Source organism: Methanosarcina sp. WWM596, assembly GCF_000969965.1.
Classification (GTDB): Archaea; Halobacteriota; Methanosarcinia; order Methanosarcinales; family Methanosarcinaceae; genus Methanosarcina.
Genome location: NZ_CP009503.1, coordinates 3014768 through 3041273 on the forward strand (window position 1 = coordinate 3014768; position 26506 = coordinate 3041273).

Here is a 26506-nt window from a genome sequence, read left to right on the forward strand (position 1 = left end):
AATTTCCTTCCTTTTCTCCGAAAAAAAAATCAAATCTATAAGTCCACTCATAATATCAACTTCCAACCCCATTCCCAGAATCACTATTTTTATTAATTCCTCTCACAGTTCATTCCTTTTTGTGCCTTCTCCTATTCAGAATCGCCCATGGACAGGACAGTTCCGAATGCAGACTGATTTTTATTTTTTGCAATTTCCAGGATTGGCAGGATTCCACAGCAACAACAATTAAACTAATAATCCGGGTTCCGGTAATTTATCCAATTTTGGGACTAACTCTATATAACATAATTCGAGTCTTCTCGAGAAGGGCTCTGGTTTTACAAAAAGCTTTAATTTTGCATGGGGCCTGTTTTTTCCAGATGTACATTTTTTCAGACCACTTTGATTTTTATGGGCTATATCCTCCTCACCGTCTCAGGAGTTTCGCCTTCGATATCAAAAAATGATTAAAACAGGAAATCACGAAGCCTCCTTCCGAGAGGGGTTTTCTGGCTCTATACTTTTCTTTTCGAGAGGCACATAAAATGGCAAATCTGTATCCTCCCGGAAAAGTATTGCAGGTCTAACTCACTTTTTGGGGAAACGATAACAATGCCACGGATACTGGTGGGACATTATCATCAGCGTGATCTCATCTCTTCGGGACTATCTCATCAATCCTGAGCACGTTTTTTGCCGTCTCCGTGCCTGCTATTATGGCAAGTTTTTTAACAGTTGCCGAATCGTAGACTTCCGGCCCCTTATCAGTTACCTTTCGTGAGAGGTCTATCCTGGCTTCTATTCCTCTTGAATATGAATTCCTCATCTGCGCCACTGCATCAATTGCATTCATTCCCATATTTCTGGCAAGAATCGTGGGGATCTTTTCGAGGGCTTCTGCATACGCCTGAACTGCAAGTTGCTTCTTTCCGGTCTGTGTTGCTGCAAACAGCCTGACCATATGTGCCAGTTCAAACTCTATTGCCCCTCCTCCATTCACGATTTCCCTATTTTTCATAAGGAATGCCGCATTATTCAGGGCATCGTCTATCGCTTCTTCTACCTTGTCAAGCCCGTATTTAACAGGTTCCCATATCAGGATGGTGGCTATTGCTTTCTCTTTCACGGTGATGAAAACAAAGTTTTCCCCGTTTTTCTTTTCAAGCTTTATGCTGTCTGCTTTTCCAAGGTCACGGGGGTGAATCTCATCCTGAAAGACTTTCAGGGTTGTACCTGTTGCTTCTGCAAGCTTCTCAAGGTCTTTCATCTTCAGCTTCTTGAAAGCCAGGATCCCATTGTCCCGGAGCAGAGTTTCTATATAAGGGTCTATATCTCCTTCACAGAAGAGGACATTTGCACCCGAATCAATGATCTTTCGGGCAATTTCCCCGCACATCTGCTTTTTTTTCTCCTCAAAAAGTAAGGAAGTCTGTACAGAATCCATTTTGAGGTTATGCTGGGGATTTAGGTATCCGCTTTTTCTCTTGAGGTCATAATTTATGATAAGGACTGCAGGGTCCTGAAAACTTTTCAGCATATCTTCTCTTGCCGGGTTTTCATCAAGAATCAGGCCTTCTATTGCAACGATTTCCGACCCACCTTTCTTTTTTAGGATTTTGATGTTCCTGTTCAGGTCGAGTCTTCCTGCCTGCTTTTCGCTCAGGTGCTTTATTACTTGAAGTACGATGTCCGTAACAGCTTCTGCCTGCTGCCTTTCAATTCCTTTTCCCGTTGCCGAGCACATTATTGTTGTGCGTATATCCTCTTCTGAGGCCTGCTTTATGCTGTACTGCAGCATCTCATACGCTTTTTGCATGGCAAGTTCGTATCCTTCTATAATGATTGTCGGATGAACCCCTGCCCTGATAAGTCTTACCGCGTTTTTAATCAGGTTGCTTGCAAAAATCACAGCCGTTTTTGTGCCGTCTCCGCAGGCTTTATCTATTGATTCGGCAAGCTTTTTAAGGGACGTTACGATCGGGTGAAGTACATCCATTTCCTTTAAGATGACTTTCCCGTCGTTCGTAACGAAAATATCCCCCACAGGGTTTACTATTATTTTGTTCATCCCCTTTGGCCCAAGGGATGAGCCCAACAGCTCGTCAATCTCTATGGCTGCCCTTTCAAGCTGGTCGATAAGCCTTTCTTCTTTTACCGGCTCGTCGATGAGAATCTTGTCCCTTATCGTCCGGGCCAGTTTTGCCATTCCGTCCTGGCTTTCCGGGCTCATGTTGCCCTGTGTTTTTAGCTCGCTTGCCATGTCCGTACCTCATTTGCTGCTGTTCCTGCTCTTTATTCCCTGCTGTTTATAGCTTACTGTTTATGGTCTGCTGGTGCCTGCCGTTTTTACATTCTCTCTTATGCCAGCTTTCCAGTCGTTCCTACTCCGACTCCCACCAGGCGGGTTTCCAGCGGAGCTTTTCCCCTGCTTCCCACGTCATTCTGTCGGAGGTCGAAATCCACGTTGTCCATCTCCAGGTCGTATCCGTCCATGTACTCCGAAATCAGCCTGTGGCTGAGCTTAAGCCCGTAGTCCAGGGCTTCTCCGTAATCTTCAAAGATCTCCTTTCCAAGCCTGGAGAATACCGAATATTCTGCTTTCCCTGCTGCCGAAGGACGGATAAGGACCTCTGTCCTGTGGACGATTTTTCCTACAAGGGCGCCCACGGCATTTCCCACATCGTGGAATACAGGAATCCTTATGTCTGCATCCACAGCCTCATTCAGTTCTTTCAGATAGGCTCTTACAGGTGCACCCACCAGGACTACAGGGACCTTTATATGGAATTTCAGGAAAGCTTCCTTTCCTATCATTTTTTCAATATCCTCTTTTTTCAGATCTTCTGCAAAGAAGGAAATAAGTTCAAGGGTGAGTTTTCTTACGACTTCAGCTTTAACCTGGGTTGAAAACTCTTTTGCTTCTTTTTTGATAGCCTTTCCAAGGATTTTAGCGCCTATGATGGAAGCTCTCCCGTCCCATTTTTCATATTCTCCAAGCACATGAAGGGCATCGGTTGGGGTAAACCCTATCTGGCTTACATGTCTCTTTCGGATGAGGGTTTTCAGGGTTCCTGCAAACATTAGAGGGTGTTTTCCAGTCCTTTCCGAGATCTCGAATACCGAAAGAGGCTCTGTTCCGAGGTGTTCGATTATTGCCCTCTCATCTACTTCAAGTTCCCCGCTAAGAAGCTCAGGAGAGTTCACCCCGTTCCTTATAAAAAACGAAGTCGGCTGTATAATCTCATCCATAATGCGTTCACCTGGAACATCGCTTTTTTTGAGTTTCTCCAGAATATCAGGGAACTCTGAAGTTGCCAGGCAGAGAGGGATCACTCTTGCGGGCCCCAGGTAGGTTTTTCTTTTAATCCAGACCAGGCTGTCTCCTCCAAGGGCTGAGGTGTCCATCCTGATCGCTTTTACCATTGTTTTCCAGCCCCCGACTTTTGCTCCCGTGTCGCTTATCTCGGGAATGCCTCTGGAAATCATGGCTATATCCGTGCTTGTGCCTCCCACGTCCATTGTCACGCAGGTTTGCAGACCTGTCAGGTGGGCAGCTCCCACAAGGCTTGCAGCGGGCCCGGAGAAAATTGATTCTACAGGTTTTTGCAGGGCTTCTTCGATGCGGACCAGGGATCCATCGCATTTCATCATCATCAGGGTTGCTTTAATTTCTTTTTCTTCAATTACTGCCTGGATGGATTTGATGAACTGCTTGCTTACCGGGATCAGCTCGGCGTTCAGGAGAGCTGTCACAGCCCTTTCGTAAGCTCCAAGGCTCATGGAAAGTTCGTGCCCGCAAACAACAGGCATGTCAGTTATTTCCTGAATTGCTCCCTTGACCCTGAGTTCATGTTCCGGGTTCCTGACTCCGAAATAACCGGAAACTGCAAAAGCAGCCACTTTGCTCTTTGCCTGCCTGATAAATTCTTTTACGGTTTCCAGGTCTTCAAGAGGGGCTATTTCGTTTCCATCTGAATCGTGCCCGCCTCCTATTGATATTACATAACGGCTGGCAAGTTTTTTCGGGATTGTGTGCCCTATAAGGATTAGCCCCGCAGGATAACCTTTGCCCTCAAGAGTAGTATTGGTAGCAAGGGTTGTAGACACGGAAACGAATTTTATCCTTTTCAGGCAATCAGGGGTCAGTCCTTCAATTGAATTCTTTATTCCCCTTATAAGGTCAGGATAAGTTGTAAGCGCTTTATTTGACTCGATCACGGTTCCATTTGACATATCCATAATGGCGGCATCGGTATATGTCCCACCAGTATCAATGCCCAGTCCCAGATACATTAAATTCCTCCTCTGCAATTTTCTATGATCCATTTTCTCCCTTTTTCCGGGTCCCAATTATTTCTCATAGCCCGGATACTTCTCCCATCTTTTTTGCCTATAAATGGTTAAATCCGATTCTTCTAAGGCATCAAACCGTTTTTCAAAAAAAGATAACATGGCTTACATTTTCCGGCGTCCCCTGATTAGGAGAAGAGTGATAATATCCTCTCTTCTTATTTTTTCAGAGTTTGATTAATTGGAGGTTTTTCACCATGACGCTTTCGATTATACGGGAAGCGCCCGGTGTTTTTTTAAAAGTGTGAAACTCAGAAGCTTATTCTCACTTCTTTATGGAGATTAAAATCTGTTTTTTCTGTTTATTTTCTTGATTCTGGAGGTTTTTCTGTTTTTTATTTCTGAATTCTTATGGAGATTTTCTGTTTATTTTCTTGATTCTGGAGATTTTCTGTTTATTTTCATGATTCTGGAGGTTTTTCTGTTTTTTATTTCTGAATTCTTATGGAAATTTTCTGGTTTTTTATTTTTGAATTCTTATGGAGATTTTCTGGTTTTTTAGGTATTGTTTTGGGTTTTTAATTTTGATTTTTCTTAAGGCTTTAAAGAAAAATGGGGAGAGTCGATCTCACCCCATTAAGGAGATTTTACTCCATTATGGAGATTTTATCCCATTATATTTTTCTGGAGTTCCGGGCCGAGTTCCTTTACGGTGTTAACCATTGCCTGGACAGTGGACAGTGGCCCTCCTGGTGGTATTTCACAACCAGTGGATAAGATATACTTGGACTGGAGTCCGCTCTCCTTGAGTACGGGGATTACGTTTTGGAGCAGGTTCTTCGTGTCATCGGTGACCTTCTGGACACCTGCAGCGGAGCCGTCTATGAACTCAACAGGGTCGACTTCTCCCATCATACAGCACATGTCTCCGTATTTGGGGATGAGGTCTGCGCAGTTCTTGGAGCCCTTTTCCCTGGATTTCTCGTAGTAGGCGTAGCTGAAGAGACTTGTTCCGAACTTCTTGATCTGGGTATCGAAGTGTACAGCATCAGCACAGTTGTGGACCATGTAGGGCTGGTTGTACTTCTTGTAGAGAGGGATGTGCTGGTCGTAGACGAACTTCCCGTCGAACTTCCAGTAGTCTTCCTCGCTCATGATGATGTTGTTGGACCAGAGGTTATCGATACAGAGTCCGTCACAAGCGTCTTCTTCAAAGAAAAGCTCGGAAAGCTGGCAGATGTAGTCGGTACACTTCTGAACTCCTTCAAGGACGACGTCAGGGTTTGTCCTCATGTCCATAAGAACCCTGTCCGCTCCCATGAGCTGGGTAAGGGTGAGAAGCGGGCCTTCGTGGAAGCCAACGAAGGGGGTTTTGAGTTCCTTGTTGAGTTTATCCTTTGCCTTCTTTGAAGCCATGACAAGTTCGTAGCCACGGGTGCCTTCCTTGAGTTCGGGGACCTCGAGTTGTTCGTAGGCTTTAAGGTGGCCTTCGGAGGAGGGAGTGTCGTCTTCAGGGTATTTGATCTTGCATCCGAAGTCCGCGGAGGTTGCGGAAAGGTCAATAAGCCCCACAAACATGTCCATGTCCAGGTATTTGGATCCGAGGAATGCGCTCTCGACAAAAGCGTCTTCGTTTGTTGCGTATTTCTTGTAGGTAACAGGGACAAACTTCCTGAGCACACCACAGGCAAGCGGGTAGACGGGCAGGTGGTCGACCTTCTTGTCGGACATAGCGGATAAGGTCCTGTCGATATGGGTCATTTCCTCCTTACTCTTCACTCCAATGCTTTCAAATTCTTCCTTGATCTTGTTTGCAGTCTCAATCCCGATGTCAACCTTTTCGGAGACTACCTTCTTTGCGAGGATTTCCCTGTATTTTATCTTCCCAAGGTTGATCCTCATGTCGCTCCATCTTGCATCTTTGGGCTCAAGTTCTTTTACAGCTTCAGATGCCCAGGCGTTTGCGTGCATTGCATCAGGGTGAGTTGAGTCTGCACCGATTCCTGCGGCATACTCTTCAGAGACAGGAGCTCCTCCTACCATTACAATCATGGAGTCGCGAATTCCCTCTTCCTGGAGGATTTCAATGACTTTCTCCATATTGGTCATGGTTGTGGTCATCAGGGCGCTCATGGAGATCAGGTCTGCCTTGTTCTCTTTTGCGGTTTCGATAAACTTCTCGATCGGGACATCTGCTCCCAGGTCGATCATTTTGAAACCACCGGCACTGAGCATCGTCTTGACGAGGTTCTTTCCGATGTCGTGCACGTCTCCCTCAATGGTTCCTATTACGCCCACTGCCTGCAGGCCTGAGTCTGCTGCCTTCATGTGGGGGGTAAGGATGTCCATACCTGCATACATTGCTCCAGAGGCAAGGAGCAGGTTGGGTACGAAAGCTTCTCCTTTTTCGTACTGGTCGCTGACAATTGCCATTCCTCTTGCCAGCCCATTGATGATCGCGTCGTAAGGGTCAACGCCGTCAGTTAGTGATTTTTGTGCAAGTTCTTCTGCAAGGTCGTCGTCTCCGTCGACGACAGCTTCCGCTAGTTGGTTTAAAATATCTGTTGCCATAAAAAAACTTCCTCCATTTTATTAAAGGGGTTCCTGGTTAACAGTAAGTAGCTCAATTAGGGTTCATTGCTCGGTAAACCTCTGTATGACTGTTAACTTCTATTGACACATTTACTGCAAAACATATAACCTAAACGCAGAGATTTGATTAACATAGCTAACATCTCTCTTGATGCTTAATTCTGCTAATTCTCCTGATTTTATAAATCTCTCTGATCCAGTAGTATTTCCTTATTTTGTTAACCTTCATGATCTCGTTGTTTGACCCAATTTTACGGATTTGCTTGATCTCGTGTGGATCTCTCATTTGATCAGGGGCTTTCATCTGATCAAAGCCTTTGATCGGATAGTGGATGATCCGCCTGAACTGGCAGAAAAACCTGGGAGAAAAGCAGGCGATCAGGAGCTTGTTTACGCCACATGATTCTTATTTTGGATTTAGAGGGTTGGATGAATAAGAAGATTCTCCTGGTGAGAATAAATATGTTTATTAACAGGTCCATAACCCAAAAAGTCATTGATATAGGGAATAAGAAGGGCCAAGAACCCCGAATAATAACAAGAATCTTGAATTTCCGGTAAATCAGAATCATTTAATGTGTGGATTTGTTGAATGGATCGGGTAGATTTGTTAGTGAATTGATTGAGTGAAATTTTCAAATGGTTAAGTGGATCGAAAAATAAGAGGCTGGAGGTCATCTGTTTCGATCCATTGCATCACATTCTGGAGCGTTTTATCTTTTTATATCCTGTAGAGTTTAATTTCCTGATGAAGCTCTCAGATTTTCTCTCATTCGATTTCCTTTATTTCCTTTGAATTTTTCATGTAATGCAAAAAGAGGTCTTCTCCCCATTTCAGGGCGGTTTTTTCCAGACTCATCATTGCATGGTTGTGGTATATCCCGTTTCTGTAGAAGAGGGAAAGTGCCAGAAAATGGTCTGTTACCACACTTGAGGCTACTTTTACAGGGTAGTCGCAGACGAAGATTTTTGCATTGTCTCTATCCAGATATTCCTTGAGAGATGTGCCGTATTCCTTTTTCAGCCTTTCAAATACCGGTTTTGTGATTATCAGAGATACGTCTGTTCCTTTTTTCACGAGTTCTACATAGGTTGACGGGTAAGCTGGATTAAAATAAGAGGAAACTTCCATAACATGTATTGACCTGTTCAGCTTTTCTTCTATTTTCTGGGGGATCTCATACATCCTGTCAAGTTCGGGTTCGATAAATTCACAGTGCCCGAGGTCATCTATTCGGTCCAGAAGAGGAACAGGGATTGCGTTGATGTTGTGGTTTTCCCAGTAGTCCATATGCTCTGAAAACACGCCAAGGGTGTTCAGAAGAGGCCTCATTTTCTTAACAACTACCTTCCCTATGTCAGAGAGTTTGTAAAGGTCGTCCTCATGAATGATAAGTCCCTGGCTGATGAGGATCTTGACCTGGGTCATAATCGCACTTGAAGTCACATTGAGTATGTTTTTTATATCGTCAATGTTTCGGGGTTCCTCCATCAGTAGCAAAAGAAGGTCTTTCCTTTTGTCCGAAAGGAACAGAGTACCCAGTAGTTCCAGTTTCATCGTAAAATCTCCAGCCACTTAATTTGAACATTTTTCAACTTCGACTCTATTTAATTCACATTTCCGGTTTTAACGTTCTTTTTTGGAAGCCTGACATGCACTGTGGTTCCCGAACCTTCCTCGCTTTCTACCCAGATTTCCCCCTCATGGGCGTTAACAATGTTTTTACAGATATAGAACCCAGACTCAAGTCCCTGGTATCTGCGGGTCATAGAATCTTCAACCTGGTAGATTCTGTGGAAAAGGTGAGGAATCAACCTTTTATGAATGCCTGTTCCCCCGTCTTTTACGGTTATGTGGATGTTCTTTTTTTCTTCTATGGCTGTTACTTCCAGCGTCCCCCCTTGAGGTGTGAACTTGATGGCATTGCTCATGAGGGTTGTGAAGAGGTCTGTCAATTTTTGCTTGTCGCCAGGGATGGGTGGCAGGTTTGCAGGCAGTTCCTTTTCGACCTTCAGTTCTTTTTCATCTATCAGGAGGACTAGGTTAAGGTAAACATCAGAAAGTATCTTCTTTATCTCTACTTTGGCAAAAGAGTACTCTATCTTTCCTGCCTGTTCAAGGCTCAGGTAGAGCAGGGAATCCACCATCTGTTTCAACCGCTCCGAACTGTTGATTACAGCATCTATAGCTTTACGCTGCTGGTCTTCGATAGTCTCCAGGGTCTCGAAATCCATAAGGTCGCTGTAATTCACCTTTATCTGGGGGAGGCTTTCAGCCATAAATTCCGCTTTTATCCGGTTCAGGGACCTGAGTTCATCATTGACTTTTGACATATCTTCCGAGTAGGTTTTAAGGGCGTCCTCAAGCTGTTTTCTCTGGATAAGCTGCCACATGCCCTGCGTGAGAAGGGTCACCTGGCGTAAGTCTGATTCATCATAGGGCTCATCCTTATTCCCAACTCCTGCAACTGCAACTATCCTGTCCCCGTCAAAAACCGGCACGTTCATATGGCGGGTAAGGTGCACATGGTCTTTCGGATATCCTTTTTTCAGGGAACTCGGAGCTGGATAATCGTTGGTTATAATGGGCTTACGCTGCCGGATTGCCTCTCCCCAGAGCCCTGTTGTTTTTATAGGGTAGATAAAGGGTTTGTCTTCGATTGTGCATTCTTCCATTGCGCTCTTTGACCAGGAATGCATAATCAGGGAAGTCTCGTAGGCGTCCATAAAAGCGAGGTACCCGAGTTTGCTGTCTGTAAGCCTTACCGCTTCTTCGCGGGCAAAATCTGTTATTTCTTTTAAGGAAGCCCCTGTCATCCGGTTAAGTTTTACAAGGGCTTCAAGCCTGGATTCGTTAAGTTTCTGTGCAGCTTCGGCTTTTTTGCGCTCGGTAATGTCCCTGGCAACCGAGAGAATCGTTTTCTTGCCGTCATAATCAATAATTCTGGCACTGACTTCAAGGGGAACAATTGTGCCGTCCTCACATACCGCCCCTGAATTATATACCCGGGATCCCTCGCTCTGGATTTTTATTAGATTTTCCCGGACAGAGTCCCAGTACTCGGCTGGAATTATCTCCTCAGCCTCCATTTTCAGGATCTCTTCTTTATCGTATCCCAGCCGGTTTACCACTGCCTGGTTTACATCCATGTAATTTTTTCCTTCAGGTTCGCGGATGTACAGCTGGTCATTGATATTATTGAAAATGGTCCTGAACTTATGCTCGGACTCCCAGAGAGTCTCCTCTGCCAGTTTATGTTCTACTGCGATAGCTGCCAGCTGGGCATTTGTTTTCATAAAATCCAGGTCTTCTTTTTCTGGCCTGTGCACCTCGCCGTAGTACATGGAAATAACACCAAGGACTTCTCCGGAGGATGAGATTACAGGTTCTGACCAGCAGGCTTTCAATCCAGCCTCAGCTGCAAGCTCCCTGTATTCAGTCCAGTAGGGGTGTTCCATTATATTATCTACGGTTACCCTTTTTCTCAAGAAGGCTGCGGTTCCGAAGGAAGCCGCTCCAAAACCAATCTCGACTCCAGTCGTCTTCTGCCTGTAAAACCAGGGAAGCCCTGGAGCAACGCAGTAAAAAAGATGCTTTTTCTCCCGGTCAAGCAGCATTACCGAGCATATAGATCCCGGTTTGATCTTTTCCATATTTTTAATTAGAAGGAGAAGCACTTCTTCGAGTGGAGCTCCTGAAGCCAACTGTCCGAGCACCAGATTCTGTCCTTTTATCATCTCCTCGGCCAGCTTGCGTTCTGTGATGTCCAGAGCGATCCCCTGGTAATGAACAATTTCTCCTTTCTCGTTTCTTTTGATGAGGGTCCTATCATCTATATATCGCACTTTTCCCGATTTTGTCAGGACCCGGTGCTCCTAGGTACAGTCCTTATATCCCTCTTTGGAAAACTTTGCCACTTCGGCACGGACTCTTTCACGGTCTTCAGGGTGTATCAGGTCTTCAAACTTTATTTTTCCGGAGGTGAAATCTTCAGGGGTGTATTCCAGCTTTGTGATATTTTCAGAAACAAATTCAACGGGCCAACCTTCTTCCGGCTTGCACAAAAACACAAACACAGGGCTGCTATTGATGACGTTTTTCAATTCATTCTTTTTTTTCAGTGCCTTTTGCACTGACTCTTCTGCCTTTTTGCGCTGGGTAACATCGCAGAGGGTGCCCTGGTAATGGCTAACTTTTCCATCCCCATCTCTCCGGATCAGAACCTTTACCTCAATCCAGCGCGTTTCCTCCGAAGCGGTCACTATCCTGTATTCCTGTGTCAACTCGGTGAATCCCTTTTCCAAGCATCCGGCAATCTCTGATTTTACCCTTTCAATATCCTCAGGATGAATAATGTCGAGATACCGGATATTTCCGAAGATGAAGTCTTCAACTGTGTAGCCGAACTGCCAGATGTTTTCCGTTATAAGTTCCACAGGCCAGTTCTCTGTTGATTTGCACAAAAAAATGACCACAGGGCTGCTATTTATAAGTGATTCCAGATTTATATCGAATTGTTTCATCGATCCAATTTCCTTTGTTTTAATTTTACTGATTACCCATTTCCATGAACAATAAGCTTGAAATGTTTGTATGTTCTGGGTAAAGGGAACAAACACTGCATAAACCACTGGTTTTGAGCTACTGTAATATTGAGGGTTATGAGATATGCCTGCATAAGCGCTTTAAGGCGGTTTTCCACTTCCATAACCCGGTTCTCTGAGCATTTTCTGTTCAGGGACTCAGGAATTGCCTCTGCTTAAAAAACTGAATTCTTTCCAAATAAAATGGAAGTAATGGCTTATTTATTTTTTTATTTTTTTATTTCTTTTATTTTTCATTTCTTTTATTTTTTTATTTTTTATTTTTTTATTTTTTATTTTTTATTTTTCATCTATCCTTATATTCACTTAAATTGTATTTCTTTTATATTTTTGATTTTTTTTCTCTATTTCCCTTTTAATTCTCTTGTCTATTTCCCTTTTGGTTCCTTCTTGAGAATATACGTTTTCAGTTTCCAGCAAAGAGAGTTTATGGAAAGCCGTATTTTTTTATAATCATTGTTTTATATTCTTATTGTATATAATACTTTAAACAATTCTATGTTTTTCTATGATCCTTTCCTAATCCTATATACTATACTTAGACAACAAACTCATGGTTTATTTCTCATTTTACTCTTCGACTTTCAGGATACCTTTATATATCACTATTGTCTATATAGATCCTGTATTATTCATTAGTATCTCCTCAGGGGGCTTATTTATTACCAAGGATAAACGAAAAGTCCAGTTTACCGGAAATTCTACCTATATAGTGTCCCTTCCCATAAAATGGGTCCGAGATATAGGGATCGAGGCTGGAGACACACTTACCCTTACGCCCATGCCTAACAAAACCCTGCTGGTTTCCTCCAGTGTGTTTCCAAAAGACCATTCTGCTCTTAAGGCAACTATAGATTACCTTCACTCCGATAGTGCGGAAAACAACTTGAGAATCCTTATTTCCCATTATCTGGTAGGTTATGACGTCATCAGGTTGATCACCAAGAAAGGTTTCAGCGCCTATGACCGCAAGTTTATAAAGGACTCTGTGCGCCAGAAACTTATAGGTCTGGAACTGGTGGAGGAATCCCGAAATGAACTTGTTTTCCAGTGCCTTCTGAACTACAACGACCTTCCTCTTGGCCGTGTTATCAAAAACATGTATGGGCTTGTCCTTTCCATGCTTGAGGACTCCATGACTGCCCTTCGGGACCACAATGTGGAGATCGCAGAGGATGTTATCCAGAGGGATGATGATGTGGACCGTTTCTATCTTCTTTCCGTCCGCCAGCTCAAAGCCTCAATCGAGGATATAGAATTGTCTGAAAAAATAGGAATTAGGCACCCGCGGGAATGTCTTGGGTACAGGCTTATTACCAAAAGCATAGAACGTGTAGGAGATCATGCGGTTAAGATAGCTACAAATGTACTTAAGATGGACTCCGGAATCAGTACTGATGACTCTATTTTCAAGATGTCTGAACTCTCCCGGAAAGTTTTTGAGAGCTCAATAGATTCAATGCAGGAAGAAGACCTACAGGCTATAAACAAAATCGTTGTTGAAGCTAAAAAAGTTTCCCAGTTTGGGGTTTCTCTTGAAACCAAGGGAGAAGAAGGCTCTGGCAATATCGAGCTCAGCATGATCCTGGAGAGCCTGCGGAGGGTTTCGGAATACAGCGCCGATATCGCAGAAGTTGCCCTTAACATGAACATAAAGCAGGTATAAACCCTGAGTTTCGCTTCGGCACCCGAATTGCGCCTCGGGATCGCAGGAAATCGGAGATTTTCTGGGAGTTGCGATGTAATCGCAACAGTACGCGGTCCTTTTCGCTGCGCTTAAGAAGACTAATTGAGTGAAGGGCCGGTCAGAAGAGCTGGCTAGGGCGCTTAATGACAGTGGATTATACATGTTTTCCGGGGTCATGGGAAGCAGTTCTCGGGTCATGGGGAGTATTTTTTCCTTTTTCCGTTCTCCTTTCTCCTTTCCCCTTTCTCCTTTCTCCTTTCTCCTTTCTCCTTTCTCCTTTCTCCTTTTTTCTATTTTTCACACAACTGCCTTCCGGAACTGATATGTTCCGAGGAGAACCATGATTCCGGCTCCTGCTGCGAGTCCAAGGATTCCGTACACTGGCACTACACCTTCAAATAGCATTCTTGTACTGTCTATTGCATAGCTGACAGGATTGAGTTTTGCCATTGTCCTTAACCAGGTAGGCATGACCTCATAGGGCATAAGTGCACTGCTCGTGAAAAAGAGCGGCATGCTGATCATGCTGTTTACGGCTGCATAGCTGTCATGGTCACTTAAGTATAGGCCTATCATGGTTGAGAGGGCAGAGAAAAATACTGAGAACAGGAACAGGGTCAGATATATCAGAACTATGTTTATAGGGTTCAGTACTCTTACTCCAAGGAGTGTAGCCATCAGGAGGATCACTGTTGCCTGTAGGAGGCCCCTTACGCTGATAAAAAGGATTTTTCCGTACAGCATGCTTTCCCGTGGGGAGGGCATGGCGAGGAATTTATTCAAAAAACCCAGGATTTTATCAAAGATCATAAGGGAGCCACCTTGCAGGGAGGAAAAGAGAGTTGTCATGACAAGGATGCCGGGGGTAATAAACTCAAGATAGTTATCAGTAAACTTTGTAGGCAGGGCAAGCCCGACAAACACCAGCCAGGCTGCAGGCATGACAAGTGAGGAAATAACGGTTACCCTTCCTCTGAGCCATTTTACGAGGTCCCTTTCAAAATAGTAGAATACGGCTTTCATTATCTCCGCCTCAGAAGGTTTCTATACTGGGTTGAATTGAACCCTGCCTGCTCTTCAGGGGTTTTGACTTTCTCAAGGAAAACATCATTAAGAGAAGCATTTTCTCCTATACAGCTTATCAGGTTTTCCGGGGAGCCAACAGCCGTGATTCTGCCTTTATCAATAATGGCGACCCTGTTGCAGTACTTTTCTGCTTCCTCGAGGTAATGGGTGGTCATGAATATGGTCATCCCTTCGGCTTTCAACATCCTGATATGCTCCCAGATCTTCCTTCTGCCGCTTATGTCCAGGCCGAGGGTGGGTTCGTCCAGAAAAAGAACTTCAGGTTCGTGCACAAGCGCCTGAGCAAGTTCAAGGCGCCTTCTCATTCCTCCCGAGTATGTTTTGACAAGGTCGCCTGCACGGTCCGAGAGGGCCATCATTTCAAGCACTTCATCAACTTTTGAGTTTCGGTTCGGAACTCCATAGAGCTTTGCAAAAAGCATCACATTTTCCCTGCCTGTGAGCTTTCGGTCCACTGCCATGTCCTGGGGGACATAGCTTATCTTTGACCTCACTTTTTTTGAGTCCCTTACAACATCATACCCGCAGACCTTTGCAGTTCCGCTGCTGGGTTTTAGCAAGGTTGTAAGTATCATTACTGTCGTACTTTTGCCTGCCCCGTTGGGACCCAGGAGGCCAAATATCTCGTTTCCAACATCAAGGTCGAGATTATCAACAGCAATCAGGTTTCCGAAGGACCGGGATAATTTTTTTATTTCTATCACAGGTATCCCCTTGCAATTGCATAAACAGGCCTTAAACCTGAAGTATAGTAAATTCCACTTGTGTACATATTATAAAGAAGCTTTATGATGACAATACTTATGGCAGCAAAAATACATGCCGTGACCATTGCCTTATCAAGTTCCGAAAACTTTAGTTTTTTGAGGTATGTCCTATCTGGATTTGCCCGAAAAGCCCGGCTCTGGATCGAAACTGCAAGGGTGCCTGTTCTTCTTACGCAGTTTGAGAGCGTCGGTGTCAGTATATTCAGTGATGTCCTGACAATCCCGGACCCGAACCTTTTAGGATTAAAACCCCTGAGCCTCTGGACTGTAACTACAGTGAGGACCTCAGTGATTATTATTGGCAGGAACCTGACTGCTGTTACCACCATAAAGGCCACACTGTAAGGGACCCTGAGTCCCACCAGGCCGTTTAGCATATCTCTCGAGTCCGTGGTCCAGCACATCAACAACCCAAGGGACAGGATTGAAGCCGACCTTAAACCCTGAATTGCGCCGTGTCGGAGCCCTTCTTCATATACGAACAGCCCTCCGTTTGTCAGCCATCCCATAAACGGAAAGTCAGGACTTATTATGGTAAAAATCACGGTTCTTGGAAGCTGGGAATAAAAAAGGGCCTGGGAGTAGATAGTCCCCCAGATCAAAAGCACGAGTAATAGAGCCAGGGTTTTGAGTTTTATTGCCGGCATTCTTGCAAGTGCGAATCCGGAAAGTATGATCAGAAACAGCAGAAGCATGGTTTCGGGATTGTCCAGGGTTACTGCTACAAAAGCCGTGGAAATAAGGATCAGGATCTTTGCCCGCGGATCCATTCTATGAATAACTGTGTTTTTAATCGTTGGTTCTGCAATTGATCTGGCACCTATCATATTATCACTTCTGGGTTTTTAAAGGTCAGCATTTTATCACTTCAGAAGTTCTACGGGTCAGCATTTCCACAAGTTCTGTGACTGAAAAGGCGTCCAGTCCCAGATATTTAGCAATTTCAACTACAGGAGGTTGGGTAAGGGAGGCTTTCCTGAGGATCTCGATGTTCTTTATGACCTCTCTTCCCTTTCCATTTGCTATAATCCGGCCCTCATTCATCACAAGGATTCTTGTAGCATAGAGCATTGCAATTTCGATATCATGGGTACAGAAAACCAGGGTGGTACGGTTATTTTTTAAATAATTCATCATCTGTTCTATATTTACTCTGTCCTGCCCTGTTGTAGGTTCGTCAAGGAGAATGATTTCAGGATTTATGGAAAGTACCGAGGCAACGGCTGTCCTGAGTCTTTGCCCCTTGCTCAGGGACTGGGGGAGGTCCTGCTTGAGGTTTAGAATTGACATGGCTTCAAGTGAGGTCCTTGCCCTTTCCTCGATATTTTTGTACTTTAACTGGACCGGTCCGAATTTCGCTTCTTCCTCAGCTGAATTACAGAAGAGCATAAGGTCTGGGTTCTGGAACACGAACCCGATTCTGCCTGCAAAGGAATATGGATTTCTGGATCTGGTGTCCTTCTTAAAGATCTTTACACTTCCTTTGTATGGTTTAAGTATGGCTGCAAGGTTCAAAAGCAGGGTTGATTTGCCTGAGCCATTTGTACCCATTACTGCAACTCTTTCGCCTTTACAGATTTCCAGATTTATGCCTTTAAGCACCATCTTGTTTTTTTCATATCCGGACCACATGTCCCGGATAGATATTATAGAGTCATTCTTTCCTATAGAATCATTATTTTCGGGAGAGCCAGTTCGTGTTTCAGATTGTGCTTCAGTATTTTCTTGGTTTAGAAAGAACTGAGGAGTTTTCATATTTTCTTTAAAGTTTTTCCTGTCCAGAACGGCAAGAGCTTCCCTGACACTGAGGGGACTTGCCCTTATTTCCAGTCTGTGGCAGAGTTCTACAGGCTCAGGAACCCGTAGCCCCAGCCTGTGAAATACATCGAGATGATCAAAAGCTTTTGAAGTGGGCTGGTCAAAGATTATTTTTCCGTCATCCATTATGACAATCCTGTCTGCAAAGGGTACAAGTTCGTGCAGCCTGTGCTCAACCAGCAGAATGGTTATCTTCAGTTTCCTGTTAAGTTCCCTCACAGTATTCAGGACCTCCCGGGTGCCCAGAGGGTCCATTTGGCTTACAGGCTCATCCATGGCAAGGATTTCAGGCATCATCGCAAGCGTGCTTGCAATGCAGATCCTCTGTTTCTGTCCCCCGGAAAGCGAATTCGTGGAATCCTGTCTGTGTCCGGACATCCCAACCATCCGAAGGGCTTCTTCTACCTTCTTATCAATCTCTTCTCTCTCCATGCAGAGGTTTTCGGGTCCAAAGGCTACCTCGTCCTCAACGGTCGTAGAAAAGATCTGGTCATCTGGGTTCTGGAAAACAAGGCCCACCCTTCTTGAAAGCTCCATCTGGTTTGAATCTCTGGTTTCCATCCTGTTGACCCGGATGCTGCCTGAAAATATCCCTCCGGATTCATGGGGGATTATACCGTTTAGGGTTTTGAGTAAAGTGCTCTTCCCGCAGCCGGTAGGTCCTGTCAGGAGGACGAATTCCCCCTCCTCTATTTTCAGATTGATCCCTTTTAACGTCGGGTCTGTTCTTCCGGGATAGGTGTACCACAGGTCTTTGATCTCTATCACTGTATCACCTTTATTCTGCTTCACTGTATCACCTTATTCTACCTGCGACGTTTATTCTGCTACCTTTTTCAGCCGGTTTCCCAGGCTTATTCCAAACCAGGCTCCTATGAATGTGTAGAGGAAGCCATCGATCAGGATATTTGCCATAATATACCAGTCGCTGTAGAACAACCTGTAGAGCACCATCCAGACATTGAATGACGCATACCCGCTGGCCATATCGGCAATTCCGCAGACCACCCCCATCCTGAACCGGTTTTCCGGGTTCGGATTTTTGCTGGTTATGCCGGTAGTGTACATCATGACCTCCAGCAGTACCGCGCTCAGGGACAATGTTATGAAAGTGATCGGGGTGAAATTTCCTGTAATAAAGCCTCCAAGCAGGAACCTCACCATCATAAAAAGGCTTACAACTCCGGGTTTTGGAATCAGGACAACAAGGGAGGCAATGAGCATGTAAAGCAGAATCTCATAGAAGAGCCCCGTAAACAGGAAACTGAAAGGCCCGAAAACTGCATGGGACAGCTCCCAAAGAATTGTCATAGGCAGGTTTATGGCTGCAAAAGAAACAGTGCCAAAAAGGGAGATCAGCACAAGGTTACGGGTCTTAAACCTGTCCATTATCTCCTTTGATCTTGAAAAGAAGAGGCTTACGGCAGTCAGTCCAAATAAAGTGGAAACCAGAGTGATTATTATGGGTCCCCATTTCCTTGAGATTGCAGTTATCTTTTGATCTTTTGTTACTGCAACCCAGTCGCTGCCTGTGAGCTTTACCTTAACTCTTAGCAGGTACTCTCCTCCCATCGCATTCTCGGATATGTAGAGGGGAAGGCTTACCAGCGAACTTGAACCCGGGGCAAGGGTTAAGGTGGTATAGCAGAGGGTATCCGCGTCCATTCCCATAATGGCTGGTTTAAAGGCTTTTACCGGTTCTCCGGTCTTAATATCCAGGACATCATAGGTAATTATAACAGGGACCGTACTGTCTCCTTTGTTGGTAAGTTCCATTCCTATGTAGGTTGAAGTGAGTTCCTCCCTATCGATCTGGAGGTCTGTGACCTTAAGCAGTTTTTTGAGAGCAGGCGATGTTTCCCTGATGATCAGGGTGCTGGCAGGATGGCTCAGATCTCCGTATCCGTCCTCATTCGAGGGCACTGTAAGTCCAGATACTTCGATTTCTTCTGCGATTTCTTCTCTCGAAGCGACCTTAAGAAGGGTTTTGCGCACAATAGTATGCTTAATTCCTTCAACCTCAACAATTGCAGTCGTAGTTATGTTATAGATCCCGGAGGGGAGGTTAGCAGGCACATAAAAATCAACGAGCCTGTACCAGTCTTCATACTCTGTCTGAAGCGAAAAGGAATGGACAGGTGTGTCCTTAAGCACAAAACCCTCAGGGAAGTCAAGTCCCAGTGTCACATTCATGTTTCCGTCATAGTAGCTCTCAAAGAAAACGTATGCAGAGAGGTTGCTGCCTCCTGCTGCAAGGCCGTTTCCTTCCACCCCATGCGGGACCTGAATCAGGAATGTGGTCATATCTTCAGGTTTGAATTCCTCCTGCACCTGTGCCGCTGCAGGTTGTATAGCCAGCCCCAGGACAAGGAAGAAGAAAATTATGTTTTTCATTCCACAACCTTTTTTATTTGAGGATTTTTCGGATTTCCTGCATCTTCCGATTCCAGTCAGGGACATCTTCAAAGCTCATGATGTCCACAGCCCCTCCCTGAAATTCTCCTTCTCCTGCCAGCTCTTCCATCCAGCTCTCTATTTCAAGGTAAGAGTTTTTCAGGGCTTCAAGTACCTGCGGGTCCGGGTTCCATAGGCCTCTTGACTGCGCTTCAAGGAGCCTGCGGGATATTTCCTCAAGAGCGTAGGGATTGTTCTTTTCAAAGAACCTGCGCATCTCTTCATCAAGCACGAAAGCCTTTGTGATATCATCAAAGATCCAGTCATCCACTTCCTGTGTGGAAGCTTCCCAGCCGTAGACTCTCCCGACTCTCTTCGAAATGTCCTGTGCGCCCTTGTATCCGTGTTGTCTCATGCCTTCAATCCATTTTGGGTTTAAAAGCCTGGTTCTTACAACCCTCCGCAGTTCATCGGCCATGTCCCGGACTTCTACATGCTGTGGTTCTCTTGTATCCCCAAAATATACCTTCACGTCCCTGCCTGAAGCCTGCCTTGCAGCAGCCGTAAGCCCTCCGTGAACTCCAAAGTAACAGCAGCATCCAAGGAGGTCGTACTCGTCACTGACGACTTTGTTAAAGGTAGCATCAACCGTCTTGAGGTTTGAAGCAAGCTGGGTGTGGGCTTCCTGGCCCTTTACCTCTTTTCCGTAGGCATACCCGTTCCAGTAAAGGAAGATGTCTGCCAGGTCTTTTTCATCTTTCCAGGCACTTGCATAGACTGCAAGCTGTACCCCGGCTGAATAGGTCCCGGGTTTGCTTGAAAAGATCCTTAAAGTAGCTTCTCTGGGATCCGCTCCTTCCTCAATCATCCTGTGGCTGTGTTTTCGTGGGTAGTTCATGTCCTCAGGTTCGTCAAGAGAAGCCACAGCCTGGATTGCCTCGTCTATTACCTCCAGACAGTTCGGAAAGTTGTCCCTGAGGATTCCCGAGATCCTGATAGTAACATCAATCCTGGGCCTTTCCAGCTCTTTCAGGGGTATCACGGAAAACCCCTTAAGGTGCCCATTGCCAAGCCAGAGCGGTTCAACCCCGAGCAGGCTCATAATCTGGGCCATGCCCTCTCCATCAGCCCACATGATGTCATTTGCCATCCAGTAAAATGCTACGTTTTCAGGATAATGCCCCTCATCTCTAAGGTGTTTATCGATCAAAACCCCGGAGAGCTGCTGTCCCACTCTCCAGGCAGCTTTTGTCGGGACCCGTTTTGGGTCAAGAGAATAAAAATTCCTGCCAGTTGGAAGTACGTCATCTCTTCCGCGCATGATAAGGCCTGAAGGTCCGGCCGGGATGTACCCTCCATCAAAACCATGGAGTAGAGCTTCTATCTCCAGAGAGGCATCTATTCTGGACTCAAGGTCAAGAATCCTTTCACAGATTGCAGCAGCGATCTGGGGTGAGGTCGGGTCTATGCTCTGAACCTCAAAACTCTGTTTTTTGAATCCCGGTTCTGTAATAATTGGCTCTATAAAACTTTCTTCTGCAATACTTTTCTCTGTAAAATCCTGCTCTATCAAAACCTGTTTTGTAATATTCTGCTCCTGTTTTGTAATATTCTGCTCCTGTTTTGTAATATTCTGCTCCTGTTTTGTAATATTCTGCTCTGCAAAACTCTGCCCTGAAAGAACCTCTTTAATTATCGAGGCAGGCACTTTTTCCGGATTACTTATGAATGTCCTGATGAAATCTTTTGAGAGCGAATCAATCTCCTCAAGCCTTTGCCCATTTGACTTTCCATTTGCTGAAATCAAGCTCTGGTCAGAGAGCAGTTCATCAAGGTCAAGCCCAAGAAGCCCTGCAATAAGCCTCCGGATAGAAACTCCTTTTCCCTCACTTTCCTGCTCATCATACCTTAAAATAGAATTTATGAACTCAACTTTCTTCTCGCCTTCGGGGAGCTGCCCGAAGATGTGCATCCCGTTGTGGATCTGGCTGTTCCTTATCTTTCCGAGGACTTCATGTGCTTTCCTTATAATCTCCTCAAAAGGAGTCTGGTTGTCGGCTTTTATCTCGGAGTCCAGGTTCGATTTTTTAATCTCATCAAGGATCAGGTGCTTCAGGGCATGTGCCCTTCCCTTATCGTATTTTACCTGTTCGTATTCCCCTAGCAGCCTGTCAAGTTCTTCAAGGCTTCCATAAAGCCCTCCTGAGGTCATGACTGTCTGCATATGGTCAATAAGGCAGGCAAGGCTTCGGCGTTTGGCAATAGTGCCTTCCGGTGGATTGTCAGAATTGTAAATATATAGGTGGGGTATAGTCCCGATTCCGATATCAGGATAACAGTCTCCTGAAAGCCCCACCCCTTTTCCGGGCAGGAACTCAAGGTTTCCGTGGGTCCCCACATGTACGAGTACATCCGCTCCAAAAGTGTTTTCCAGATACCGGTAGGTAGCAAGGTACTGATGGGTTGGAGGGACATCAGGGTCGTGCAGGATCTTGCAGACTTTTCCGTCACATCTGGCTCCTGCACACCCGCGCTTCGGCTGTACACAGACTACAGCGTTTCCATACTGTATCCCTGTCACAACGATTTTGTTTTCATAGACCATTGCAGCAGGAATGCCGTTGACTTCTTCCCCGGGTGGTTTCCCCCAGCTCTCAATTACCCTCTGCCTGACAACCGGGCTCAGGGTGTTGAAAAACTTCTCGTATTCTTCTTTTTCCACTAAAGCGAGAGCCCCACCGTTCTTTACGATTTCATTAATTGGGGTCCATCTGAACTCGGAAATCGCTTTTTTCTTGAGAATGGTCTCGATAAGCTCCTTCCCGTTCTGGGGAGAACTGACAGTATAGCCTGCTTCCTGCATCCGGTTTAATATCTTTGCCACACTTTCAAGGGAATCAAGGTTTGCAGCATCTCCAATTGAGCTTTCAACCCCTGTACAGGGCCTGTTGTGCAGGATAAAGGCAACCTTTCTCTGGTTTACCGGTTTTTTCCGAAGGGTTATCCATTTAAGGATTCTGGATGCAAGTTTTGAGCAGCGTTCCTGGATAGGGGCACGCCCTATGTAATTCCCTTCATTTTTGCCTGCCCCTATGAGGATGGGCTCAATTACCCCCTCAAACTCAGGCATGGCTACTCCCCACCCGATCTCTGTACTCAATCCCTGAGACTCCTGCCACTGTTCTAAGGTAACGTAGTGGGTAATTACAGGCTGGAAAACAGGGACGTCAAGGCTCTGTAACAGTTCGACGCTTCTTTCTGCACATGAGTTTTCATCTTCTTTGTTTTTGCTGCTCATTATGAAAAATGGGGAGAGTTTCACAAGAGCGTCTATGACGGTTTTTCCGTTATCCATAAAGTAGGCTTCAATGACCTCATTCATGCCTCTGCTTCCGAGTTCTTCATCTTTTAACGAATATGCAAAAACAGGGACGACAGAAAGGCCCAGGTTTTCAAAATCTCTTATGAGGGTCTTTTCAATCTCAAGGTCATTGTTTACCCAGGAAGTCCTGGATATGAGCAGCCCCACGGTTTTACCTTTCAGGGGCCCGTACCAATTCATGTAGTCCCGGAGGCTTGAGAACATTTTCCTGGCATCCGGGTGATAGAGTCCGTCCCATGGAATCTTTTCCGGGGGTTTTACTTCAAGCTCAGCCCCAAAAACCTCTTTTAGGAGGTAGCACAGCATATTTCCAAAGTTTTCTTTTCCCCCGTATATTATGTAAGAAAAACATGTAGCTGCAATCTCAAGTTTTACGGAAGAAAGGGTGAAACTGGAGGGGTTACTCCCCACACAGATTACGGGTATCCTTGTTTTTAAGGGTTCGAGCCTTTCATAGAATTCTTCCCAGAACGGGTTGGCTATGTGGTAAATAAAGATGGCATCAGCGTGCTCACATGCAGAAAGCACCTTCTCAGTTTCTTCAGGATCTTCTTCCAGGATTTTTGAGTAGTAGGCTTCAAGCTCTATTCCACGTTCCTCTGCTGCTTCAAGAAGTGTGGGGATGTATGAATTCCAGGTTATTGAAACGATTTTCATTTTTCCCCCTCAGGTCAGGATATGAACTCTGTATTCTCCGAGTACCGTGCCGTCATCAAGCCTTGCGGGGGCTTCTAAGGCTGCAATATACCTGCCATCAGAAGAGATATCAGCTGATACCGTTATTCCTTCGGTGCCGTAGATCTGGCTGAGCCTGGAGCTTGCCCCTCCGCTTTTTGAGACGTCAAAGACATAGACCCCGTGAACGCTTCTGTCCTCTGTTACCAGGTTTTGGGCAATAGGTATCACAAGATAACGGTCATTCCGAGCACATTCCCCTGCATAGCCGTCCAGTCTCCATTTCCACAGCAGGTTTCCGTCATAATCATAGGCAAAGAGGCTGTTTCCATTGGGATGTTCAAAAGGAGCATCCTTATTCTTATCTTTGGAAAAAGTGCTCCCTATTGAAAAGATCAGGGTGTCGTTGACAATGTAAGCATAATTCGCACTGCCGTAGATGGGGACTCCACTTACGACTATTGGGGTTGAGATGTTCTGCTGCCACGTAATCTCAGGAATTCCTGTCTCAATTATCCGGGAATTATTGAATAAAAAGGCCCTGCCATCACTTGTCATTGTTATTACCTGTTCCCCATCAGGGGTGATCTGTGTGCTGTACCAGATTGCAGAATAGTCAAAGAATGGTTCAATTGGTGGGATTTTGTAGCTCCAATGCTCTTCTCCCGTATTCCCGTTCAGGACATGCACGGTTCCATCTTGCCATTTATCTGCCTTTGTAAAACAGGTGGTGCCAAACGTTGCGTATTTTCCGTCAGGAGTGGAATCAATCCATGTAACTCCTGAGTCCATGAGTTCGGTTTCAGGGAATTTCCAGCGCATTTTGCCTTCAGGGTCAAAAGAATAAACCCTTCCGAGGTACTTGTATTTCTCACCTATATAGCCACAGGCTCTGCTGGCAGCGACATAAATATTCCCATTTAAATCAATTTTTATCTTTTTCATGGCAGGCATGTACTTGAGGTCTGAACCCAGGTCTTCACTTGCCCCAAATTTCCAGAGTTCGGTACCGTTGAGGTCAAAACAATATATAAAAGCATCAGGGCTCTCTTCTCCTACAATAAGGCGTTTAATGTCTTCTGAAAACTCTATGTCCGCGATTCTCGCATCCGATATCCCCTTAACAAGCTGCTTTTCCCATACCTTTTCTCCTGTTGCAACTTCTATTAGTTTCAGAGAACCTCCATGAGTCCCAATGGCAAGATAACTATTGTCAGGAGAGAATTTCGTCACACCTTTTATATTCGTTGAAGTTTTTTCGATGGGTCCGGGAGTTACATCCTCAAGCTCTACGGTGTACTCCTCTTTCAAAGCCGGTTTTTCAGGCGCATATACCTCAAGAGCACTGGATGTTCCTGAATCCGTTATCACCTCAAACTTATACCGGGTTTCAGGGTTCCAATCAAAAGTTACAAAGGCCTGGACTTCGGTTTTTTCAATACCCAGCGAAGCCACAGGGTTGTTGTCTGAAGAAATCCTGATCTCTAAGATCTCCATTTCATCTTTCAGGGTTAACAGGGCTCCGGTCCTTGAGAAAACTACCGAGTCTATGGGCACCCCAGATTCGGATTTACTTCTTTCCTGCGTATCCTGTATCCCTGACCCCGAAGCCTGGGCCGATCCGCTGCTGCCGGACTCCTGATCTTTTTCAGCACATCCTGCAGTCATTAAAGCCAGTATAAGCAGGGCTATCAAAAGTTTCCATTTCATTTTCTCACCTGACAATTATTAATCTGTGTTTTCCGGTTACATCCCCATTTTTGAGCTGCAGAGGGACTTCAACTGCGGCTACGGTGCAGTCCGAAGAAATCACAGCATCCACAACAACCCCTTCGGTATTGAAGGTCCAGAGCAGCTTTGAATTTCCATTTCCGGATTTCTGGTTATCAAAGGCATGGACCCCGTGGACCTGAGTATTGCCCGCGGACGTATCTTTGCCGACTGGCAGGATAAAGAACCTCATATCCGGAGAGAAGAAGATTCCTGCACAGCGCCCTCCCAGGTTATAAGTCCAGGAAACTTCTCCTGTTTCTGCATTACATGATACGAGTGAATTTTCAAGGGGGTGTGCCATGGGGATTTTATCGGGATAATATGCGGGAAGTGTGGCTCCGGTGAGGTAAAGTACCTCATTTTTGGCAGCGATTTTTGCATTTTCACCATAAGTGTAGATGATACTTCCTTCAAGTTCCTCCGGAACTGTCACATTGGACTGATATTCTTCGGAGTACCACTCGGACTCTCTGTCTCCTGGCTCTTTCATCTCTAAGTCAGAAAAGAGGTATTTTCTCCCGTCTCCTGTATAGGCCGTTATCAGGGACCCGTCTTCCGAAACATCAAGCCCGTGCCAGATGGCTGCAGAAACAAAATAAGGTCTGAGGGCAGGAATTTCGTATTTCCAGCGGAGCTTTCCGTTTTCATCCACAGAGTAGACGACTGCATCTGTTTCAAGGGAATTTGTCCAGTCTCCTGTTGAAAATACTACATTTTTTCCGTCCTGGCTTGAATCAATCCAGTTCACACTCCGGGCGTAATTTTCTACCGCCGGAAGTTTCCATAAGAGAGTGCCATCGGAGCTGAACCTGTAAACTCTTGAAGCCAGCCCGTATCCGGAATCTTTCCAGTATCTGCCTGCCGCAATGTACACAGCATTCTCTGCAGCCGTTATTCGGTATATGCAGGGCTGGTATTTTGGATTGGTACTTGTCCCCAGATCATCGGCAGTTCTGTATACCCGGATTTCGTCTCCTGTGCTGGCATCCAGGGAGTATATATAACCATCAGCACCCCTCTCCCCCGCAAGCAGGTACTTTCCGTCTTTTGAGAATGCTATATATGAAATGTTTCCTTTGAGGGCCTTTTCCCAGAGCACATTTTTTTCCGGCATGTCAATAACTGTAAGGTTCGAGCCTGTTCCGACAGCCACGGATTTCCCCTCCGGGGCAAAACTTACACAGTCCTGGATGCTCGATCTTCCGACCAGGATATTTTCAGGGGTCACATCTCCAAGTTCATATTCCCAGTAAAGGTAGGGGGAGGATTTTTTATAAGGCGTTATATTTTCCTGGTTAGGCTCACTGCCTGCACTCTTTCCTGGGTTTTCATCAGCTTCATCTGAAGACGTATTTGCGGAAGACATTACATCGGAAGATATGCATCCCGAACCGACTGAAAATACAATTAAAAAAATGAGCACCAATACAACAATATTCTTTTTCATTTTCAGTC

General features: G+C 45.3%; 18 protein-coding genes. 2 read left to right on the top strand and 16 right to left on the bottom strand.

Annotated features, from left to right (window positions below):
- Positions 1–634: 634 nt before the first annotated feature.
- The 3 genes from MSWHS_RS13310 to MSWHS_RS13325 form a co-directional block, all read right to left on the bottom strand.
- Positions 635–2242 (bottom strand): TCP-1/cpn60 chaperonin family protein, encoded by a 1608-nt coding sequence (locus MSWHS_RS13310; protein WP_048159173.1) that lies wholly within the window; start codon positions 2240–2242, stop codon positions 635–637.
- 98 nt (positions 2243–2340) lie between these two features.
- Complete coding sequence (locus tag MSWHS_RS13315) at positions 2341–4275, bottom strand: hydantoinase/oxoprolinase family protein (RefSeq protein WP_048159174.1); 1935 nt, start codon at positions 4273–4275, stop codon at positions 2341–2343.
- A 663-nt stretch (positions 4276–4938) separates the two neighbouring features.
- Positions 4939–6843, bottom strand: coding sequence for a uroporphyrinogen decarboxylase family protein (locus tag MSWHS_RS13325; protein ID WP_048129422.1), 1905 nt, complete (start codon positions 6841–6843; stop codon positions 4939–4941).
- A gap of 280 nt (positions 6844–7123) precedes the next feature.
- Here MSWHS_RS13325 and MSWHS_RS20560 point away from each other — a divergent pair, with 280 nt between their 5' ends.
- Positions 7124–7267, top strand: coding sequence for a hypothetical protein (locus tag MSWHS_RS20560; protein ID WP_156148198.1), 144 nt, complete (start codon positions 7124–7126; stop codon positions 7265–7267).
- A 366-nt stretch (positions 7268–7633) separates the two neighbouring features.
- On the opposite strand, the gene MSWHS_RS13330 is transcribed toward MSWHS_RS20560, so the two are convergent.
- The 4 genes from MSWHS_RS13330 to MSWHS_RS20565 are packed head-to-tail and all read right to left on the bottom strand — an operon-like array spanning position 7634 to position 11573.
- Positions 7634–8422, bottom strand: a complete 789-nt coding sequence (locus tag MSWHS_RS13330) for a winged helix-turn-helix domain-containing protein (RefSeq protein ID WP_048159175.1) — start codon at positions 8420–8422, stop codon at positions 7634–7636.
- A 50-nt stretch (positions 8423–8472) separates the two neighbouring features.
- Positions 8473–10710 carry a GAF domain-containing protein gene (locus MSWHS_RS13335; protein ID WP_052722725.1) on the bottom strand — a complete coding sequence of 746 codons (2238 nt, stop codon included), beginning with the start codon at positions 10708–10710 and terminating at the stop codon, positions 8473–8475.
- A gap of 30 nt (positions 10711–10740) precedes the next feature.
- Positions 10741–11388 (bottom strand): PAS domain-containing protein, encoded by a 648-nt coding sequence (locus tag MSWHS_RS21725; protein WP_052722726.1) that lies wholly within the window; start codon positions 11386–11388, stop codon positions 10741–10743.
- Between the two features lie 32 nt (positions 11389–11420).
- Positions 11421–11573, bottom strand: coding sequence for a hypothetical protein (locus tag MSWHS_RS20565; RefSeq protein WP_156148197.1), 153 nt, complete (start codon positions 11571–11573; stop codon positions 11421–11423).
- Positions 11574–12130: 557 nt separating this feature from the next.
- Here MSWHS_RS20565 and MSWHS_RS13340 point away from each other — a divergent pair.
- Entirely contained in the window at positions 12131–13135 is a 1005-nt protein-coding gene (locus MSWHS_RS13340; RefSeq protein WP_082088255.1) for a phosphate uptake regulator PhoU, read from the top strand.
- Between the two features lie 175 nt (positions 13136–13310).
- Here the strand turns inward: MSWHS_RS13340 and MSWHS_RS20570 are convergent, their stop codons facing one another.
- Genes MSWHS_RS20570 through MSWHS_RS13380 form a run of 9 tightly spaced genes read right to left on the bottom strand, consistent with a single transcriptional unit; the run spans position 13311 to position 26498 of the window.
- Positions 13311–13457 carry a hypothetical protein gene (locus MSWHS_RS20570; protein ID WP_156151238.1) on the bottom strand — a complete coding sequence of 49 codons (147 nt, stop codon included), beginning with the start codon at positions 13455–13457 and terminating at the stop codon, positions 13311–13313.
- Positions 13454–14179, bottom strand: coding sequence for an ABC transporter permease (locus MSWHS_RS13345; protein ID WP_048129415.1), 726 nt, complete (start codon positions 14177–14179; stop codon positions 13454–13456). Before MSWHS_RS13345 ends, MSWHS_RS20570 begins: the two co-directional genes overlap by 4 nt.
- Entirely contained in the window at positions 14179–14946 is a 768-nt protein-coding gene (locus MSWHS_RS13350) for an ABC transporter ATP-binding protein (protein WP_048129413.1), read from the bottom strand. The genes MSWHS_RS13345 and MSWHS_RS13350 overlap by 1 nt, the downstream gene beginning before the upstream one ends.
- Positions 14943–15836 carry an energy-coupling factor transporter transmembrane protein EcfT gene (locus MSWHS_RS13355; RefSeq protein ID WP_048159176.1) on the bottom strand — a complete coding sequence of 298 codons (894 nt, stop codon included), beginning with the start codon at positions 15834–15836 and terminating at the stop codon, positions 14943–14945. Before MSWHS_RS13355 ends, MSWHS_RS13350 begins: the two co-directional genes overlap by 4 nt.
- A 25-nt stretch (positions 15837–15861) precedes the next feature.
- On the bottom strand, positions 15862–17619 hold the full coding sequence (locus tag MSWHS_RS13360) for an ABC transporter ATP-binding protein (protein WP_048129410.1): 1758 nt from the start codon (positions 17617–17619) through the stop codon (positions 15862–15864).
- 27 nt (positions 17620–17646) lie between these two features.
- Positions 17647–19221, bottom strand: a complete 1575-nt coding sequence (locus MSWHS_RS13365) for a hypothetical protein (protein ID WP_048159646.1) — start codon at positions 19219–19221, stop codon at positions 17647–17649.
- A 13-nt stretch (positions 19222–19234) separates the two neighbouring features.
- Complete coding sequence (gene cobN / locus MSWHS_RS13370; RefSeq protein ID WP_048159177.1) at positions 19235–23260, bottom strand: cobaltochelatase subunit CobN; 4026 nt, start codon at positions 23258–23260, stop codon at positions 19235–19237.
- Between the two features lie 9 nt (positions 23261–23269).
- A complete protein-coding gene (locus MSWHS_RS13375) occupies positions 23270–24988 on the bottom strand; it encodes a WD40 repeat domain-containing protein (RefSeq protein ID WP_048129406.1) in 1719 nt (572 codons plus the stop codon).
- A gap of 4 nt (positions 24989–24992) precedes the next feature.
- Positions 24993–26498 carry a PQQ-binding-like beta-propeller repeat protein gene (locus MSWHS_RS13380; RefSeq protein WP_048159178.1) on the bottom strand — a complete coding sequence of 502 codons (1506 nt, stop codon included), beginning with the start codon at positions 26496–26498 and terminating at the stop codon, positions 24993–24995.
- Between the last annotated feature and the right edge of the window lie 8 nt (positions 26499–26506).